The organism is Moraxella bovis, from assembly GCF_025985205.1.
GTDB classification, from domain to species: Bacteria; Pseudomonadota; Gammaproteobacteria; order Pseudomonadales; family Moraxellaceae; genus Moraxella; species Moraxella bovis.
The window spans coordinates 1,089,490-1,108,241 of the sequence record NZ_CP087840.1 but is presented as its reverse complement, the minus strand read 5'-3'; the positions used below and the strand labels follow the sequence as shown (position 1 = coordinate 1,108,241).

Sequence of the window (18,752 nt, the reverse complement as noted above, 5' to 3'; positions counted from 1 at the left end):
CTGTGTTATAATTGACCGTTTCAATCACTTTTAGGCATGAGCGAGAACCCATGAGCGAACATTCTACTTCCCAATTAGCCGCCCTTATTCAGCTTGGCAAAGAGCAAGGCTATCTGACCTATGCCGAGATTAACGACCAACTGCCCGAATCCGTCACCGAAAGCGACCAAGTAGAAGACATCATCGCCATGCTGACAGACGTGGGTATTGCCATTTATGAAGTCGCCCCTGATGAAGACGACATCATTTTGGCAAACTCGGGCAGTGATGACGACATGGCAGCCGATGAAGCGGCGGCGGTATTAGCCAGCGTTGAGACCGAACCGGGGCGTACCACCGACCCTGTGCGGATGTACATGCGTGAGATGGGGACAGTGGACTTGCTCTCTCGAGATGGCGAGATTAGCATTGCTAAACGCATCGAAGAAGGCACTCGAGAAGTACAGTACATCATGGCGTACTGGCCTGGCACGGTCAAGTTTGTGCTTGATGAATACGCACAAGTACAAACGGGCGAGAAAAAAATCTCCGATGTGGTCACAGGCTTTTTATCCCTAGATGACAGCGATTTTGAAATCCAAGAGAGCGACACAGAGATTAACCTAAAAATCAGTGAAGCCGATGATGACAGCGACACCGAAGACGAAGACGATGATGACAACGGCATGAGCATGGACGCTGACAGCGATGACAGCAGTCTTGACCCCGAAGAAGTCAAAGCCCGCTTTGATGAAATTCAAAGCCTGTTTGACAATGCCAAAAAAATGCTTGAAAAACATGGGCGTAACAGCGAAAAAGCCAAAGCCGCCTATGATGAGCTTGCCACTCGCTTTATGCTCTTAAAACTCAACAACCGCCTATCTGACCAAATCATGGCACTCATGCGTGAAGTCTATGAAGACGTGCGTACCACCGAACGCCAAATCATGCGTTTGGTTATCCGTAAAGGCAAAATGCCCCTTGATGAGTTCAAAAAAACCTTCCCCAGTAACGAGACCAACATTGACTGGCTGGCTCACCGTATTGATGGCAAACCTGCCTTTGCTGGCACCTTAGAAGCGGTGATGCCTGATGTTGTTGCCTTGCAAAAGAAAATCTTGGCACACGAAGAAAACCTACAAATAAACATCAAAGACATGAAAGCCGTGGCTCGCCAAATGGCAATCGGGGAAGCCAAAGCCCGTCGTGCCAAAAAAGACATGGTCGAAGCCAACTTACGTCTGGTTATCTCCATCGCCAAAAAATACACCAACCGTGGCTTACAGTTCCTTGACCTTATCCAAGAAGGTAACATCGGTCTTATGAAAGCGGTAGACAAATTTGAATACCGCCGTGGTTATAAATTCTCAACCTATGCCACATGGTGGATTCGTCAAGCCATCACTCGCTCCATCGCTGACCAAGCACGCACTATTCGTATCCCTGTACACATGATTGAGACGATTAACAAAATCAACCGTGTCAGCCGTCAGCTACTCCAAGAAATGGGGCGTGAACCCACCCCCGAAGAGCTGGGCGAACGCTTAGATATGGACGAAGCCAAAGTGCGTAAAGTCCTAAAAATCGCCAAAGAGCCGATTTCCATGGAAACCCCCATCGGTGATGATGAAGACAGCCACCTAGGCGACTTCATCGAAGACAGCACCATTTCAAGTCCTGTTGAGAGTGCCACTGCCGAAGGCTTGCGTGAAGCCACCCGAGAAGTGCTGGACAACCTAACCGAACGTGAAGCCAAAGTGTTAAAAATGCGGTTTGGCATTGACATGGCGTCCGACCACACCTTAGAAGAAGTGGGCAAGCAGTTCGATGTTACTCGTGAGCGTATCCGTCAGATAGAAGCCAAAGCCCTACGCAAACTTCGCCACCCATCTCGCTCTGAGCATTTGCGTTCGTTCTTGGAAAGTGATTGATTTTTCGGTATTGTTAATCAACCATACCTTTGGGCGGATTTGTAGGAACAAATTACATTTGCCCTGTGGTAAAGTGTTGATTTTTGGGCGAATTGCAATTCGCCCAAAAATCAATGGTAATTTTATATAATTTTTACATCCCTTTTGGCGTGTCTTAATTTCCCCAAACTCATCTTGGCCGAACAATGATAATCAACACCCTAAGTGGCACCATAAATCCGCCTGCCATACCCCATGCTGTCAAAGAGATTTTTAGCCATGCCAATGCTGCGGCAACATACGCACCACCATACATGACATAAATCTTGCGATGCATCAGGGTGCAAGATCAAAAGATGTACAAAGGCAAGCGGACTCATAGCGGTCAGTGCCCAAAGTCAATGTTTTTTACTCATTAAACTTCCTGCAAAACTAGTTTTCCGTTCGCCCTGAGCTATGCCTGCGGGTGGCGGAAAACCGTTATGGTTCGACAAGCTCAAGGCGAACGGTTTTCTTTAATTTAGGGTTTTGCAGGAAGTCTATTTAAAATCAAATAAGGAAAATAACACCCCAAAATCTCACAAAGCGCCGTCATGACAAATAACAGCAAGGTTTTGGCGAGAGCATGAATAGAAAAATCCATAAAGTAGACCTCTTGCGAAATTACGATTTTATTGAACTTGTCAAAATTCCAAATCTAATAAAATCAAGGTTTGCAAGCCAAAATTTTTGAATTTCGCAAGAACTCTAGTATCTTTGGGTAAAAATTATTCGGCATTGTTAAACAACAATACCCAAGCTAAAATACCCACTCAGTCTATCATAAGCAAAGCAAACACCCAATGAGCCAAATATTCACCCATTGCCCTAAGTGTCAATCACCCTCTTTTGTTAAAGCAGGTTTTAATAATGGTAAGCAACGCTATAAGTGCAAAGACTGTTGTTATTATTTCTCTGCACACAAACATGCCTCACATAAGAGCAATGACATTAAAAAAATGGGAATAGATATGTATCTTGAAGGCTTAGGCTTTCGCTCCATTGGTAGAGTGCTAAATATTAGTATGGTACAGTCTATCAATGGGTTAAGCAATTAGGTGAACAACATGAAATCACCTCCGATAATACCAAGCTTATTGACATTGTCGAACTTGATGAGATTCACAGTTACACTAAGTTTAAAAAACTACCGTTAGACGTGGATTGCCATTGACGGAAGACACCAAACAACTCTTAGGCTTTGTTTGTGGTAAGCGAGACAGTAAAACCTTTGAAAGACTGTACAACAACCTAAACCCAAACAACATAAAACTGTTTTGCTCTGATTACTGAAAGTCTTATCAAGAAATCATACCCATACACAAACACCTAACCAGTAAAGCTCAAACGTTTACCATAGAGGGCTATAACAGTCTGATTAGGCATTTTACCGCAAGGTTTAAACGTAAAACCAAATGCTATTCTAAATGCCAAAAGATGATAGAAAATACACTGAGCTTACTGTTTGCTAAGTGGAATGGTAGTTTGAGGTGTGTATTTTGATTTAACAATGCCCTCTATTTAATGAATGTTAGGGTATTGTAGCATATTTGGGGTTTGTGGGGTGTATCCACTTTCCACCACCAAGACAGCCCTGGCAAAGAGGAAGCAATGAAAACACCAATGGGTTATTAACAGAATATTTCCCCAAAGGGTCTGATATTAACCAGTGGGACAATCAATACATACAAACAAAGGTCGCCAAACTCAATCTGCGACCTAGAAAATGTTTAAATTGGCGAACACCTTATGAGGTCTATTATCAAAAGGTGTTGCAGTTAGTTTGATGATTCAAGGGTAAAAAATGGGGCTGACATAGATTAGCAACTATGCTATACTACAAATATGGATCATTCATTGCTCATTTTGTTTAGTATATGAATCCTAATACGACCAAGATTTTAATACAGACGCAACATAAGGAAAAAACAATGAACCAACAAAGTACTTTAACGCTTGCAGGCATTCCTGAAACGATGCTGATTACATTGTGGGCAAAAGCGATTGAAAGCCAGCACAAAAACCCCATCATCAAAGACGAAAAAGCCTTAGAGCTTATTCAACAAATTGATTATGATTTTAACAAATTTAAACGGTCAGCATTTTCACAAGTTGGTATTGCCACACGAGCAAAACTAATTGATGATGAGACACTTGCCTTTATTAACAAACATTCGCAGGCAATTATTATTCAAATTGGTGCAGGTCTGGATACCAGATTTTATCGGCTTGGTTGTCCAAGCCATATTGTTTGGTATGATATTGATGTGTCAATGGCTATGGCTTATAGAAGCAAACTAATCGCACCCCAAGACAATGTGCATATGCTTGATTTTTCAATGCTTGATAAAGAATGGGTGGCGTATATTCAAAATAAAGATTTGCCAATTTTGGTGATTGTTGAGGGCGTGCTGATGTATTTTGATGAAAGTAAGGTGCGTCAATTTTTTGATTTGTTATGTGATAATTTTAATCATCTTGAAGTTGTTTTTGATATGTTGTATTATAAAGGTGTCGGTAATGTCAAAAAAACCGATGCCGTCTCAAAAACAAAAGACCAACCTGAATATCTTTGGTCAATGTTAAATAGTCGGGATATTGAACACTGGCATCACAAAATTCATTTTGTCAAAGAATACCATATGAGCGATTATTATGGTAATCGCTGTCCCTTTCCTTTTAATTTATTATATAAATTGCCTTATTTTTATAAAAACTTTAATCAAAGAGTTGTCAAATTGGAGCTATATTAACTATACCCAAACAACCTAAAAAGGCTACAAATTTGTTTTTGGGCGTAAGGTGCGTAACACCTACCATTTCAAAGCCTAAGTCCAAAACGGTGCGTTATACGCACCTACAAGACCGTAGGTTGGGTTGAGTTTATGAAACCCAACAAAATTAAGGCTTAGGTTTAAATGTTGGGTGGAACGGCGGTTCAGTCCAACCTACAATCTTATTTTTGGAGTATATATGAAAAAAGTTTGGTCAGCATCCATTGATTTGGGGCGTATGAAAGTTTATCCAATAGGGTCAAGCTATGATGGTTTATTTGATTATCGTGCTTATCGGCTCAATGAAATTAAGATTGCTCAAAATCCCCATCATCCTGATAGCCAGATTTTAAAGTATCTTTTTTAGCTTATGGTAAAAAAGTTTTAAATCAACAATGTGGCGAAATTTTTAAACAATTCAATTTGGGGCAAAACGATTTAACCCCAGTGCATATTTACGATATACATACAGGCAAATTGTGGAAAGAGGAAACTTTTTATGTCTTGAATTTACAACCCAACCGCAACACCAAATAAAATAAAGAAGTGTTCATCAATTTAATGTATTATTAAGTTACACCCCCCAAACCACAAAATCACCACACACCCCCATGTTCCAAAACAGTTCATCCAAATCATCAGTCATCCAGCCTTGTCTTAAAGACTTAGCTTGACTCCATTGATACTCAATGGGGTTTAAGTCAGGAGAGTAAGGAGGCAAGAACAATAAACGATGTCCATGCCTGTTTAGTAGCTTTTGGATTCTTTTGTTTTTATGAAAAGGGGCATTGTCCATGACAATCACGCATTTTCGCTTTAATTTTACAATTAAGGTGTGTTTTAACCAATCATAAACCGTTTGGGTGTTAGTGTGGTGTTTATGATAAGGCAAGCAAACAATTGATTGTGACATAAAACACCAATGACATTAACCCTTAATCTGCTGTTTTGGTAGTTATGATACAAGATGCTAGGCTGACCAATAGGAGCATAACCATAAGGACGATAAGTGCGTGCTTCAAACCCTGATTCATCCTTGTAGATGATGGGATAGTCTTGCTCTTGATAGGCGGTAAGTTTAGCTAAATACTCTAACTGCTTATTGATGTCTGACTTTGGGTGTATTATTTTGTTTTTTTATGAGTAATGCCCAATCTTTTTAAAGCTTTGTAAATGCCCATGTCAGTACAACCAAATCGTCTTGCTCGCTCATACAGATAATCATAGGGATAATCTTCTACATCTTTGAGTAATGCCTCATCATCTATCTTTCTAGGCTTTACTTCTTTGGTGGGTTTAATCTGTATGTTTTGTTGCCAGTTTTGTAAGGTACGAGTAGAGACATTAAGTAAAGAAGCTACCTTGCGATAAGACATGCCTTTGTCATTGATGAGTGCCAAAGCTTTTTTACGAAAGTCTAAGGAGTAGGTCATGGTATTTAAAGCTCTATTTAATGAATGTTAGGGTATTGTAGCATATTTGGGGTTTGTGGGGTGTATTTTTACGCTTGAAAAAGCGACCGCCACCCCCATTTATTCCTAAATTCATCTATTTATTATTATCATGACCACCAAACTTACGAGTCTAAATATCGCCCCCACCGTAAACGCCAAACGCACCGAAATCCAAAACCCCCAGCTGTGGCAGTTCCCCATGGACTACCCCATGAGTATCATCGGACACGAAGGCGAGCATGACAGCCTACGCCATGAAGTCACGCTTATTTTGGCAGAGATTTTCCCTGATTTTGACACCGCCAGCATGGTCGTCCGCCCATCCAAGACAGGACGATTTCACGCCCTGCGGGTCAATCTACACCTAACATCTGCCGATGAAGTCAATCGCCTATACACCGCTCTTGACAAAGCCAAAACAGTCAAAACCGCTGTCTGACGATTTACATACATTTACCAAAGACCGCCCGCAAGAGTTGGTCTTTTTTATAAACTTTAAAACATCACAGCCCATTTATCTCATTTGCTTTTGTCTTACTCATCGAAATAACCACCATGCACACCACACCCCCCAAGTCCCCAACCGCCCTACGCATTTTACACACATCCGACTGGCACATCGGCAAATGCCTGTTTAACCACACTCGATATGATGAATTTGAAGCCTTTTTAAACTGGTTACACACCGCCATCAGTACCCATGACGTGGACGCACTCATCGTGGCAGGCGACATCTTTGACACCGCCACCCCCAGTAACAAAGCCCAAGAGCTGTATTATAACTTTTTGGGCAAAGTCGCCAAAAGCCCCTGCCAGCACGTCATCATCACCGCAGGCAACCACGACAGTCCCACCTTTTTGGACGCCCCCAAAGCCATTTTAAAAACACTGAACGTCCAAGTCGTCGGACAAGCCACCGCCGACATCCATGATGAAATACTGTTATTAAAAGACAAACCACAAGATGACTTAAAAAATAATTTAAAAGACAAATCACAAGACAACCCAAAAGACAACTCAAAAATCAATTCAGACATCGTGCGTGCCATCGTTCTTGCCGTGCCTTATCTGCGTGACAAAGATGTCAGGACAGGCGGTAGTTTTGAGCTGACAGGACAGCGAGACAGCGAGACCGCCCAAGGCATTGCCAAGCATTATCAAAGCCTTGCCGAACACGCCATCGCCCTAAGAGATAAACACCAAGCCAGCCCAAACCAGCCCCCCATTCCCATCATCGCCACCGGTCATCTGTTTAGTGCAGGGGCGAGCGTGTCATCGGATGATGACGGCATGCGAAAAGAGACCTTTGTCGGCACACTCGGGCAACTGCCTGCCAGTATTTTTGCCAATGACATCAACTATGTCGCCCTAGGACACATCCATGCCCCGCAAAAGGTTGCAGGACAAGATCGCATTCGCTATTGTGGCTCGCCGATTGCCATGGGCTTTGGTGAGATTGGTAAGGACAAAGAGGTCTTGATTGTTGATTTTGACCCCGTCACAGCGAACACGCCCCACATTCATGCCCTGACCGTACCCGTCTTTACCAAGCTAGTGAGACTACAAGGCGACACCGACAGCATTAAGCACGCCTTACGCCCCCTAATCGCCGAAAACCAAACCATCTATGCCGAGATTATCTATGATGGGCAGGCGTTAGAGCCAAATTTTGCCAAAGACATCAAAGCCTTTTTGACAGACACCAAAGTCCTACCCCTAAACATCCAAAACAACACCCAACGCAGGCACGTCCTACAAAGCACCCATCATGACGAGAACCTAAAACAGCTCACAACCATGGACGTGTTTGAGCGACTTTTAGACAGGAGAGCGGTGAGCAATGATGAAAAAGATGAGCTAAAAGTCGCCTATCAGCACATCATCCAAGCCATTCATGAGCAGGACGTGCAGGCGGACTGACGGTGTATGGCTTGGCTTTTATCTTACTTATTTTTATCCGACTGATTTTTTACTCAATTTATTTTAAAGTCATTTTACCAATTTATTTTGCCATTTATTTATCCAAAATATCATGAAAATACTTTCTTTATCATTTAGCAATCTTAACTCTTTAAAAGGCAACTGGCACATTGATTTTACCGATGACGCCTTTGTCAATGACGGGCTGTTTGCCATCACAGGACAGACAGGGGCAGGCAAGACGACGATACTAGACGCCATCTGCCTTGCCATCTATGGACAGACGCCAAGGATTAGCACCATCAGCAACACCCAAAACGAACTCATGAGCGTGGACAGAGGCGACTGCCACAGCGAAGTGGTGCTACTCATGAATGAGAGTACAGGCGATAAGCTCTATCGGTTCGGCTTTGAACAGCGACGGGCAAACAAAAAGCCCGACGGCAAGTTACAACCCATCAAACGCCAAATCAGCCTACTGACCGACCCATCCGATGACGGCACCATCATCGAGACCAAGCCGAGCGTGTGCGATAAAAAAGCCATAGAAATCATGCACATGAACTTTGAGCAGTTTACCCGTTCGGTCATGCTTGCCCAAGGCAATTTTTCCGCCTTTTTAAAAGCCGAAGCCAATGAAAAGGGCGAAATCCTACAACAAATCACTGGCACGCACATCTACGCCAAAATCAGCCAAAAAGCCTTTGATGTACATAAGCAAAAAAAGGAAGAGCTACACCAATTAGAGCAAAAAGTAGGCGACATCGATGTCATGGATGACGAGCATTTTTCTGCCTTGGAGCGACGTATCAGCGATGATGGCGCTCGTCTTCGTGACACCCAAACTAGCCTGCAACGCCTAGATACCATCATCGGCTGGCACCAAAACCAAATCCAAGCCCAAGCTCACATCGCCAAGCACCAAGCGGACATTGTAACCGCCCAGACAGACATCCAAGCCTTTGACAAGTCGGCGATTCGCTTACGCCTTGCTAATCTGGCTCATGAGCTATCGCCCATCTACCAAGAACTCACCCGTGAGTACCACACGCTAACCCACACCCACACCGCCCTTACCGAACTCCAAAACACCCTGCCCGAGCTAATACAAGAACAGCAGAGTCGACAAGCACAAAAGGACAGTCATCATGGCACACTGACCGCCCACAAAGCCCAGTATAAACAAGCCCTGCCCCTGTTCAAACAAGTGCGAACGCTAGATAACATCATCGCTCAGGACAAATCGGCAATCGACAAAATCAGCCACGCCATCACGAACGAGCAAACGATGATAGCTAATGCCAAGCAGGCGATATCAGAACTAAACAGTCAGCAGGATAAGCACCAAGCCACACTACACGCCATCAATGACCGCCATGAACACATGGCACATTATTCCGACATCAAGCAAGATGTGGGTGTGCTGTCGGGTCATGAACGTGAGCTTAGCACTGCTTTGGCACAGCTTCGTCAGCACACCCGAAAACTGCACGCCCAAACCGATGAGCTACACCAAAAAACCCAACAAATCAATGATAAACGAGATGAACTGCGAACCCAAAAAGAGCGGTTGGCTCAAATCGAACATGACCATCAAGCCCTTATCGGACAAATCAGCGAGCTGTTACAAACATCGCTCATGTTATCTGATATTGATAATGACAAATTGGCGTATTATGGCACGCATTTTCAAGATAAGATTCATCACATCAAAGAGCTGTCGCATTTGACTTATGCCCTTAGCCAGCATGCAGAGAGCCACAGACAGTTAAATGGACAACTTCATGAACTAAGCACTCGCCTGCATGACAATGCCGAGCAAGAGCAAACCGCCCTATCTGCCATTTCTGCCCTAAACGAGCAAATCACCCAAGAGCAAAACACCCTAACTGCCCTAAAACAGCATTATGACACCCAACAACAGCTCATCGCCCTAAAAGAACATCACGCCAAACTGACCGATAATGAACCCTGTCCGCTGTGTGGTTCATTAACGCACCCGTACGCCCTTAACAACCCCTTTATCCATGATATTGATGATGGCACCAAAACCGCCATCACCCACACCACCCAAAAAATAGAAACGCATAAAGAAAACCTGCAAGCTCATAAAGAAATACTTGCCAATATCACCAGTGCAAAAGTGTATTATGGCGAGCAACAACAAACATTAACAGCACAAAAAAATGAAATCATCACAAATATAAACCGTGATTATCAAACCATCATCGCACAGGAGATAATAAAAAACGTCCATCATGAATTACCCATGGCATTAGATGACAATTCGCCCAAGATAAAAGAAGTCATTAATACATTAAATGACATCATTCATCAAACATTAGCCCATTTAACTGGTAGTTATGATAACTATCATAAATTACAGCACGCTTTTACCCAAAAAAGCCAAGAGCTAAATAACTTACGCCAAAATCTTGACATCATCACCCAAGACGGTAAAGCCCTAAAAAATCACATCGAAATCATCACAGAACAAATACAAGACACCAAATCCGCCATCGCTGATTATGAACAAAGCATTCATGAGCTTATCCATGCCATCACTGCCAAATTAGGGCGATATCAAAAAGGCATGGATATAAACATGGATAATGTTATTAATGATATTAATGATATTAATGATATTAATGATATTAATGATATTAATGATATTAATGATATTAATGATATTAATGATATTAATGATATTAATGATATTAATGATATTAATGATATTAATGATATTAATGATATTAATGATATTAATGATATTAATGATATTAATGATATTAATGATATTAATGATATTAATAATGACAGCCACACATCATTATTAGCAAATATTCATCAGCATATTGGCGAGCTAATCCAAATCAGCCAAGACCATGACAATTACCACGCCCAAAAACAGCAATTAGAATCCGAGCTAAGCCACATTCAAATTCATCTGACCAATCAAAGCAAACAATTAAATGACCATCAAGAAAAACTGCATGAATTAGAGCAAGAAAAAATATCCCTAACCCAGCACCACGACAGCCATATATCAGAGCGTGAAGCACTGTTTGGCACGGATAATGTCGATGACAAAGAAGCCATGCTACGCCAAGCGATAGATGAGAGCGAGCGGGCATTTCATGACAGCCAAAAGAGTCATCAAAAGTCCCAGCAAGCCTTATTAAGTCTAAATGAAAAAATCAGCCATCATCAAAGCCACATTGCCACGCTTGATAAGCACATTGATGAATTACAACATAAGTTTAATGAATCACTAACAGACAAAGGCTTTAAAGACACCGATGAATTTTTATCGGCATGCATGGATAATGATGAACGCTTAGCATTAGGGCAAACCGAGCAAAACTTACATTATGCCTTAAAACAAGCCCGTGATAATCTTAACTATTGGGAGCATAAACTAGATGACATCATGACTGCCAAGCCTGATGATAAAGTTTTGGCGGATATTTTAAAAGACATGGAGAAACAACATGAATCCAATACAACAAATGACAAATCGAAAAATATGACATTGGATGAATTAAAACAATATAAAGAGCAATTACAAAGCCGTCATTATGAACAGCTGACCGCCTTTGGCGAGCAAAAACAGCTATTTATGAATGCCAAGGACAACAGAGAAAAGCACGGCTCTTTGATGAATTTAATCAGTCAAAAACAGCAGGATTTGGTCGTATGGGCAAAGCTTGATGAACTCATCGGCTCCAAAGAAGGCATTAAATACCGCAACTTCGTCCAAGGACTGACCTTGGAGCTTATGCTCCATCACGCCAATGATGTCCTTAGCAAAATGGACAGTCGCTATGTCCTAACTCATGGCGATGATAAGATCAACAAAAGCCTATTAGAGATAAATGTCATCGACACCGCCCAAGGCAGTGAGATTCGTAGCACCAAAAATCTCTCAGGGGGCGAGAGTTTTATTGTGTCATTAGCACTGGCAATGGGTTTATCACAAATGAGCAGTGAGAATGTCAGTATTAACTCATTGTTTTTGGATGAAGGCTTTGGCACATTAGATGATGAGATATTGGACATTGCATTGTCGGTATTATCATCATTAAAAGATACAGGCAAGATGATAGGCATTATCTCACACGTCCAATCATTAAAAGAACGCATTCCCACCCAAATCCATGTCAAAAAAATTGCTAATGGCGAAAGCAGGTTATTAGGTTCGGGCGTGAGTTAGGTTTGGTATGATTTGGTGAATGATTTTAGTTATTATATTACCAAATAATTTATAACATTGGTGTTACCATTATGAATTTCAAGAAATTTATCTTCGCTATTTTCATACTTACATATAGCGAAATCGCCCTTTCATCTGTTTGCAAACCACCAAATATATTTTATCATTTTTTTGAATTAGGTGCTCGTCTACCTGATGACACCAGCATCAATAAAGAAAGATATGATAATTCAATTGTGTTTAATGTTTTATATAAAATACCCCGATTAGGATTGAGTTAGGTGGTAGATAAAATGGGAATATTTATACTATTTTGGGTAAGAATTTTGACAGAGAGATTTTACACAATCTGCCACCTATGTCATCTTATTTTGGCAATGGAAATGAAATATACAAATGGAGTATTGGTGAACAAAGGTTATCCGTATCTATTTTTAGTACTGGTAATTCTAATGTAATGATTAACTACCAAGGAAGTGATGAACGGGAGAAACTCGGAGATGAGTTTATGTATTCTTTATTTTTAATTTGTAAGCAGGATGAAGTCCCAAATATTAATCACTGCGTAACAATTAATGGCATAATAGATAAAATCCCTGTTAAAATCCCCACATCACCCTCTAATAGACATTAAAAATCCAAAACAAATGGGCGTATTATATTGCCAAAATATTACCGCTATGTTAATATAAAACAAATCCACATTTTTATCAAGGAGTCCGCATGGCAACCGCCCCAAAAAAGCAGTCCGCTACCAAATTTCGTGACGAATTCTCTGACACTCTCTCTCGCCTAGAAGAGTTGGTTGAACACGCCAGTGCTGATGATTTGACCCAAATTGGGGTTCGCTTGGCAGAGTACTTGCCTACCACCAATGTCGCCCATCAGTTAAGTAGTGAGCTGGGTGCAAGCAAATCCAAAGACACCGAGCTTGCCCCCAACTGGCGTGAAGGCGGTTATCCTTATAAGCATCGCATGAGCCGTAAAAACTACGAAGCTCAAAAGTACAAATTACAAATTGAACTTCTAAAACTACAACGCCACGTCAAAGAAACAGGACAAAAAATTGTCATCCTTTTTGAAGGGCGTGACGCCGCTGGTAAAGGCGGTACCATCAAACGCTTTATGGAGCACCTAAACCCCCGTGGCGCTAGGGTTGTCGCCCTAGAAAAGCCGACCGAGACCGAACGTGGACAATGGTATTTTCAGCGTTATGTGCAGACTCTACCCACCGCAGGCGAGATAGTGCTGTATGACCGTTCGTGGTACAACCGTGCTGTGGTCGAGCGTGTTATGGGCTTTTGCAGTGATGATGAATATCACATCTTTATGGAGCAGGTGCCTGCCTTTGAAAAACACCTGACCCAGTCAGGCGTTACGCTCATCAAGTTTTGGTTCTCGGTAAGCCGTGAAGAGCAAAAAGTGCGTTTCTCTCGCCGTGAGCATGACCCGCTAAAACAGTGGAAACTCTCGCCTGTGGACAAAGCGTCCCTTGACAAATGGGACGACTACACCATCGCCAAAGAAGCGATGTTCTTTGAGACCGACACGAGCGAATCGCCATGGATTGTCATCAAATCCGACTGTAAAAAACGTGCCAGACTCAACGCCATGCGTTATGTCCTAAACAAGCTGGACTATGCCGACAAAGACAACTCACAGATTGGCAACATTGACCCGCTCATCGTGGGGCGTGCAGGGGCGTTGTACGAGACTGACGAGCATAAGGATGTAAGCAAGCGACCCACCAAAAAATAAGCTCCACACCAAGCCATCTGCCCCACTTATCAGACTTATCAATCCATCAGGGGCAGGCGGTTTTTGGGTAATGCCATCGGCAAATCTCATATCATAAAATCCTACCCCAAGCACACTACACCATGCCCCTACTCACCGCCACCGCCCTATCCTACCATACCCCAGACCGTACCTTGCTTGACAACGTGTCTTTTGCCTTACATCATGGGCAAAAAGTCGCTCTGGTCGGTGGCTCTGGCTCTAGTAAATCGGTGTTATTACAAGCCTTAGCCGATTTGTTGCCTTTGGATAGTGCTATTACTGATAGGATTATGTTAAATAAAAACGGGAAACTAACATCCCTTAGTCAAATCCCCGACCCGATTATCGCTCTGCTGTTGCCTTATTTCATCAAACGCCTAGCCTATCGGACGGCACGGTGCTTGACCATCTAACCGGCCCCTTTGGTTTTAAATACCACCAAAACAAAAAATTTGATAAAGATTGGCATTTACAACAGCTTACCACGCTTGGTAAACATGACAATTTTATCGACCAATCAATCCATGAGCTGTCAGGGGGCGAACGCCAAATCGTGAGTTTTTGCGGACGTTGCAATTTAACCCAGCAATTGCCCCATTTGACGAGACCACGTCCGCCCTTGGTGATGAGACGGCACATTTGCTCATGAGACTCGTGCTAGATTGGCATGATGATACCAAAGCCTTGATTTGGGTTACGCACACGCCAAGCGAACAACAAGCGTTGGGGGCGGATTTGTGGCGTATGGATAATGGTGTGTTGGCGGTGTAAATTATGGCAATCACACTTACCCTAACCGACATCACCCTAGCCAGCACCCTACTGCTTATCACGATAGGCGTGTCGGCATACCTGCGACTTCGCTTGACAGGCACACTCATCATGGCAGGGGTGCGGACGGTCGTGCAGTTGTCCATGATTGGGCTGATTTTGGCATGGGTGTTCGCTCGGGAGAGTGCGTGGCAGGTGCTTGCGATTTTAACCATCATGACACTCATCGCAAGCCACTCGGCAAAAGGTCGGGTCAAACACCCCTACAAGGGCTTACTGTCTGATAGTATCATCTCGCTATCGGTTGCCACGGGTGTGGTTACGCTGATTGCCATGACACTCATTTTAAAGGTGTCGCCTTGGTATCGCCCCCAGTATATCATACCGATTTTGAGGCTGATTTTGGGCAATTCTTTGACCGCCATATCCTTAACAACCAACGAACTTGTGAACGCCATGCACGACAAGCAAGCCCTTATCAAATCTCGCCTATCGCTGTCGGCTACCCCCTTTGAAGCGGTGCATGAGCTTGTCAAATCGGCGGTGCTAAATGGCCCAACCCCAACCGTCAATTCCATGCTCGTGGTCGGACTGGTAAGCCTACCAGGGATGATGACAGGGCGAATACTGGCAGGGGCTGACCCTACACAGGCGGTACGCTATCAGATTGTTACCATGTTTTTTGTCTGTGGGGGGCAGTACACTGGCGTGTACGCTGTCGGCGGGGCTGGTGGTTCGGCGGTTTTTTGATGAGCGTGGGCGGTTTGTAATCACAGAACAGCTTACACAAGATTATTATTACCAAAACCACCAAGCAAGGTGGTTTTATTTTTGGGCGTTTTATGTTAAATTAAGATTTTTATCACACATCTGACATGAATCTACATAACGAACTACTGACCCTTGGCACAAGTTTTTTGCAAAAAGCCAATCAATTTTTAAGCGAACGCACCACCCAATCCATTCATCTAGACCCTGATGTTCTCGCCTATCGCTGGGTTGGCGGTCAGCGTGGCATACTCGCTCCTATTGATGTCCACCTTGGCATCACTTTGGATGATTTGCACGGCATTGATACCCAAAAAGACAAAATCATTCAAAATACCCGCCAATTTTTGGCAAACTTGCCTGCCAACCACGTTCTCATGACTGGTACTCGTGGGGCAGGCAAATCAAGCCTTGTACGTGCCTTACTTCACGCCCATCATCAAGACGGTATGCGAGTGATAGAAGTCGCCCGAGATGATTTGCAAATGCTTGATAAAATCCGCCACGCCATCAAGGCAAGCGACAGCTACTGCCGTTATATCATCTACTGTGATGATTTGGCATTTAATGGGCATGATGAAAATTACCGCACCCTAAAAAGCGTGCTGGATGGGGCGTTAGACAGCGAACAAGACCGTCTGCTCATCTATGCCACCAGTAACCGCCGTCATCTGTTGCCACAGCTCATGAAGGATAACGTCAGCATTTATAACGGTCAAACCGATGAAGTCAATCCCTATGAGACCATCGATGAGACCGTCTCGCTCTCAGACCGCTTTGGGCTGTGGATATCGTTCTCACCCATGAATCAAGAGACGTATTTGGACATCGTGGCGTATTATTTGACACGGGCGGACATGGCATTTGATGAGATGGTGCGCAGCGAAGCCCTAAAATGGGCAAGCACTCGAGGCGGTCGCTCGGGACGGGTGGCATATCAGTTTAGTCGGCACTGGATAGGGTCAAGGCTGTTAGAGCGTGGCTCTGTGGATGGTGTTACCCATAAATGATATCTTGGGTGGATGTTAAAAATGGGGTAAATAATAATGTCTGCCAAAAAACCAAAATAAAAAGGCGTATCATCACGCCTTTTTAACCCATCATATCCGAACAACCTTAGCCAACGCCATTAACTCATTGATGTCATAAGTACTCTCATCAATCAAATCATACCGCAAGATAACCCACTAATCCAATCTAAGAACTCATCAAAGATGGCACGCCCTTCTAGTCGCTTGCCATGCTGTAGCACCATCATGTCCACGGGTAGCTGGCGTACGCTGTCCGCCCACAGACGGCAGGCTTTATTACTTGCCATATAGCGTTTATGAAAACCTGACATGCTGTTGATGTGAGCTTGAAAATTCTCCACCTTGATGCCAGAATGCCCTACCAATGACGCCCCCATGTCGCCCGAGAACAGAATCTGACTGACAGGGTCATAAAACTGAATGTTACCCACCGAATGCAAAAAGTGGGCAGGGATTGCCATGATTTTAGTATTGCCCAGTGCATACACGCCACCCACATCAGGAATGCCTTCGAGTCGCTCCGACAAACCGTGGTGCAATCGCCCTTTGGTAAAGGCAGAATTATAATGGGGCAAAAACCGCTCCCACAACGTCGGGATAAGCAGTTTGGTATTTTGCAAATGGATGAGCCAACGAGGCATGGACGCCAAAATGTCAGGGTCTTGGTGCGAGCCAATGACGTACTTAATACTCTCCATGCTGGTGTATTTGGTGATTTGCAAAGTCAGTGGCGTAAAGGTCAAATCCCCACCTGGGTCAATGATTGCCGCTTCTTCGCCATCAATGATTAAAAACTGGTTCGATGGCACGCTTTCATCTTCTTCGGGCATACTAAACGCGATACATTTGTGATGACCGTCATCATACAGAACATAAGATTCCATAAAAATTTCCTAAATATTAGGGCGTGCCTACCATTGATAACATTTTTATAAAATTAAGGTAAAAATTTAACATTTTAAATCAATTTTTGCATGAAAAATGGCTAAATCTTGTTTTTCATTGCAAATACCAACGGCAGGCACGCCCTACACAAGTCAAAACGAACACCATAAAATTTTTATGGGTTTTGAACATTATACGCTGATTTGATTAAAAATACCAAAAGTTTTTATTGAATTTATTTGTCATAAAACCACCCCGTCCAACAAAAATAAATTTTCTTAATTATTACTCCATTGTAAATAATGTTATCAATAACCCCGACCGCTTTTAAGACCCTAAAATTTACAAGTATTTTGTGGTATGATAAGCGTTTTTTATTTTGCCCGCACACATTCTATGACCGCCTTATCGCCCAGCCCATCTGACATTCTTGTTGCCTTTGACACCATTTTTGAGCAATGCTCGATTGCCATTTTGCAAAACGACACCATCATCTACACCGAGACCGTGGCAGGTGGGCGTGGGCAAACGGAGATTATCTTGCCCATGCTTGACAAGGCACTGCATACGGCAGGTGTGGACATAAAAGACGTACAGGCGTGGGCGTTCAACCGTGGGCCGGGGGCATTTAGTGGTATTCGAATCAATACCGCCCTAGTCCAAGCCCTATCTGTCGCCAATGACGCACCGTGTATCGGCATATCCAGCCTACACGCCTTGGCATTTATGGCGTGTGAACAGACAAGTATGGCGGACGGCACAAGGATAACTGGCGTGATAGACGCTCGCCAAAACCAAGTCTATGCAGGGGATTTTGTGGTACAAAAAGCCTTGCCCATTGCCCAAAGCGAATATTTGCTGGATTATGACAAGCATGTAGAGACCGACATCATCGTGGGGGATGGCGTGGATTTGGTGGCAACAGATGCCAAAAAATTACGCCTAAATCCAACCGCCTGCCACATCGCACGCCTTGCCTATCCGCTATTTTTAAGGGGCGAGACGGTAATGGCAGAGAATGCCTTGCCCGTTTATCTTAGAAATAACGCTTGGAAAACATTGGCAGAGCAAGGCAAGAAATAATTAACCAATTTTAAAATGAAATATGGGGCAGTTTATTCACCCAATCATTTATATGCCAACAATCTTATTTTTTAAAATAGCATTGTTCAATAAAGACATATTTTAAAATTTAGACATGTAGGGTCAAATTACATTCGCCCAATCAT

17 protein-coding genes and 3 pseudogenes are annotated in these 18,752 nt (G+C 43.2%); 16 read left to right on the top strand and 4 right to left on the bottom strand.

Features of this window, described 5'->3' with window-relative positions:
• Positions 1-50 precede the first annotated feature (50 nt).
• Entirely contained in the window at positions 51-1,910 is a 1,860-nt protein-coding gene (gene rpoD, locus LP107_RS05435) for an RNA polymerase sigma factor RpoD (protein WP_112742394.1), read from the top strand.
• A gap of 517 nt (positions 1,911-2,427) precedes the next feature.
• Here the strand turns inward: rpoD and LP107_RS05430 are convergent.
• Positions 2,428-2,532, bottom strand: a pseudogene (locus LP107_RS05430) (YnfA family protein); the annotation flags it as partial.
• A 199-nt stretch (positions 2,533-2,731) separates the two neighbouring features.
• On the opposite strand from LP107_RS05430, the gene LP107_RS14460 reads away from it, so the two are divergent.
• The 5 genes and pseudogenes from LP107_RS14460 (at position 2,732) to LP107_RS05415 (ending at position 5,069) form a co-directional block, all read left to right on the top strand.
• Positions 2,732-2,986: an IS1/IS1595 family N-terminal zinc-binding domain-containing protein gene (locus LP107_RS14460; RefSeq protein WP_112742396.1), complete on the top strand. Its 255-nt coding sequence runs from the start codon at positions 2,732-2,734 to the stop codon at positions 2,984-2,986.
• 250 nt (positions 2,987-3,236) lie between these two features.
• Positions 3,237-3,431 (top strand): hypothetical protein, encoded by a 195-nt coding sequence (locus tag LP107_RS14455; RefSeq protein WP_078274600.1) that lies wholly within the window; start codon positions 3,237-3,239, stop codon positions 3,429-3,431.
• 68 nt (positions 3,432-3,499) lie between these two features.
• Positions 3,500-3,715 (top strand): annotated as a pseudogene (locus LP107_RS05425) (transposase); the annotation flags it as partial.
• A gap of 144 nt (positions 3,716-3,859) precedes the next feature.
• On the top strand, positions 3,860-4,681 hold the full coding sequence (locus LP107_RS05420) for a class I SAM-dependent methyltransferase (protein WP_079324444.1): 822 nt from the start codon (positions 3,860-3,862) through the stop codon (positions 4,679-4,681).
• Between the two features lie 220 nt (positions 4,682-4,901).
• Positions 4,902-5,069: a hypothetical protein gene (locus LP107_RS05415; RefSeq protein ID WP_158079668.1), complete on the top strand. Its 168-nt coding sequence runs from the start codon at positions 4,902-4,904 to the stop codon at positions 5,067-5,069.
• A 207-nt stretch (positions 5,070-5,276) separates the two neighbouring features.
• Here LP107_RS05415 and LP107_RS05410 read toward each other — a convergent pair.
• Both LP107_RS05410 and LP107_RS05405 read right to left on the bottom strand, forming a co-directional pair.
• A pseudogene (locus LP107_RS05410) lies at positions 5,277-5,746 on the bottom strand (IS630 family transposase).
• An 80-nt stretch (positions 5,747-5,826) separates the two neighbouring features.
• The gene (locus LP107_RS05405) at positions 5,827-6,135 is read right to left on the bottom strand and encodes an IS630 transposase-related protein (RefSeq protein WP_112742399.1); all 309 of its coding nucleotides are present in this window, start codon (positions 6,133-6,135) and stop codon (positions 5,827-5,829) included.
• A 130-nt stretch (positions 6,136-6,265) separates the two neighbouring features.
• Here LP107_RS05405 and LP107_RS05400 point away from each other — a divergent pair, with 130 nt between their 5' ends.
• From LP107_RS05400 to LP107_RS05360, 9 genes are all read left to right on the top strand, one after another.
• On the top strand, positions 6,266-6,595 hold the full coding sequence (locus tag LP107_RS05400; RefSeq protein ID WP_115370104.1) for a YbeD family protein: 330 nt from the start codon (positions 6,266-6,268) through the stop codon (positions 6,593-6,595).
• A 116-nt stretch (positions 6,596-6,711) separates the two neighbouring features.
• A complete protein-coding gene (locus tag LP107_RS05395; protein WP_115370105.1) occupies positions 6,712-8,076 on the top strand; it encodes an exonuclease SbcCD subunit D C-terminal domain-containing protein in 1,365 nt (454 codons plus the stop codon).
• 112 nt (positions 8,077-8,188) lie between these two features.
• Positions 8,189-12,289, top strand: coding sequence for an AAA family ATPase (locus tag LP107_RS05390; protein ID WP_264682822.1), 4,101 nt, complete (start codon positions 8,189-8,191; stop codon positions 12,287-12,289).
• Positions 12,290-12,647: 358 nt separating this feature from the next.
• Entirely contained in the window at positions 12,648-12,923 is a 276-nt protein-coding gene (locus tag LP107_RS05385) for a hypothetical protein (protein WP_162860405.1), read from the top strand.
• An 89-nt stretch (positions 12,924-13,012) separates the two neighbouring features.
• Positions 13,013-14,047, top strand: coding sequence for a polyphosphate kinase 2 (gene ppk2 / locus LP107_RS05380; protein WP_112742401.1), 1,035 nt, complete (start codon positions 13,013-13,015; stop codon positions 14,045-14,047).
• 122 nt (positions 14,048-14,169) lie between these two features.
• Complete coding sequence (locus LP107_RS05375) at positions 14,170-14,481, top strand: ATP-binding cassette domain-containing protein (RefSeq protein WP_078273024.1); 312 nt, start codon at positions 14,170-14,172, stop codon at positions 14,479-14,481.
• Between the two features lie 157 nt (positions 14,482-14,638).
• Entirely contained in the window at positions 14,639-14,839 is a 201-nt protein-coding gene (locus LP107_RS05370; protein ID WP_162860406.1) for an ATP-binding cassette domain-containing protein, read from the top strand.
• 3 nt (positions 14,840-14,842) lie between these two features.
• Positions 14,843-15,589 carry an ABC transporter permease gene (locus tag LP107_RS05365; RefSeq protein WP_264675890.1) on the top strand — a complete coding sequence of 249 codons (747 nt, stop codon included), beginning with the start codon at positions 14,843-14,845 and terminating at the stop codon, positions 15,587-15,589.
• 146 nt (positions 15,590-15,735) lie between these two features.
• Entirely contained in the window at positions 15,736-16,617 is an 882-nt protein-coding gene (locus tag LP107_RS05360; RefSeq protein WP_410173939.1) for an ATP-binding protein, read from the top strand.
• Between the two features lie 152 nt (positions 16,618-16,769).
• Here LP107_RS05360 and LP107_RS05355 read toward each other — a convergent pair whose 3' ends face one another.
• Positions 16,770-17,522 (bottom strand): oxygen-binding di-iron domain-containing protein, encoded by a 753-nt coding sequence (locus tag LP107_RS05355; RefSeq protein WP_078273028.1) that lies wholly within the window; start codon positions 17,520-17,522, stop codon positions 16,770-16,772.
• Between the two features lie 361 nt (positions 17,523-17,883).
• On the opposite strand from LP107_RS05355, the gene tsaB reads away from it, so the two are divergent.
• Positions 17,884-18,606: a tRNA (adenosine(37)-N6)-threonylcarbamoyltransferase complex dimerization subunit type 1 TsaB gene (gene tsaB / locus LP107_RS05350; RefSeq protein WP_264675891.1), complete on the top strand. Its 723-nt coding sequence runs from the start codon at positions 17,884-17,886 to the stop codon at positions 18,604-18,606.
• The last annotated feature ends 146 nt before the right edge of the window (positions 18,607-18,752 follow it).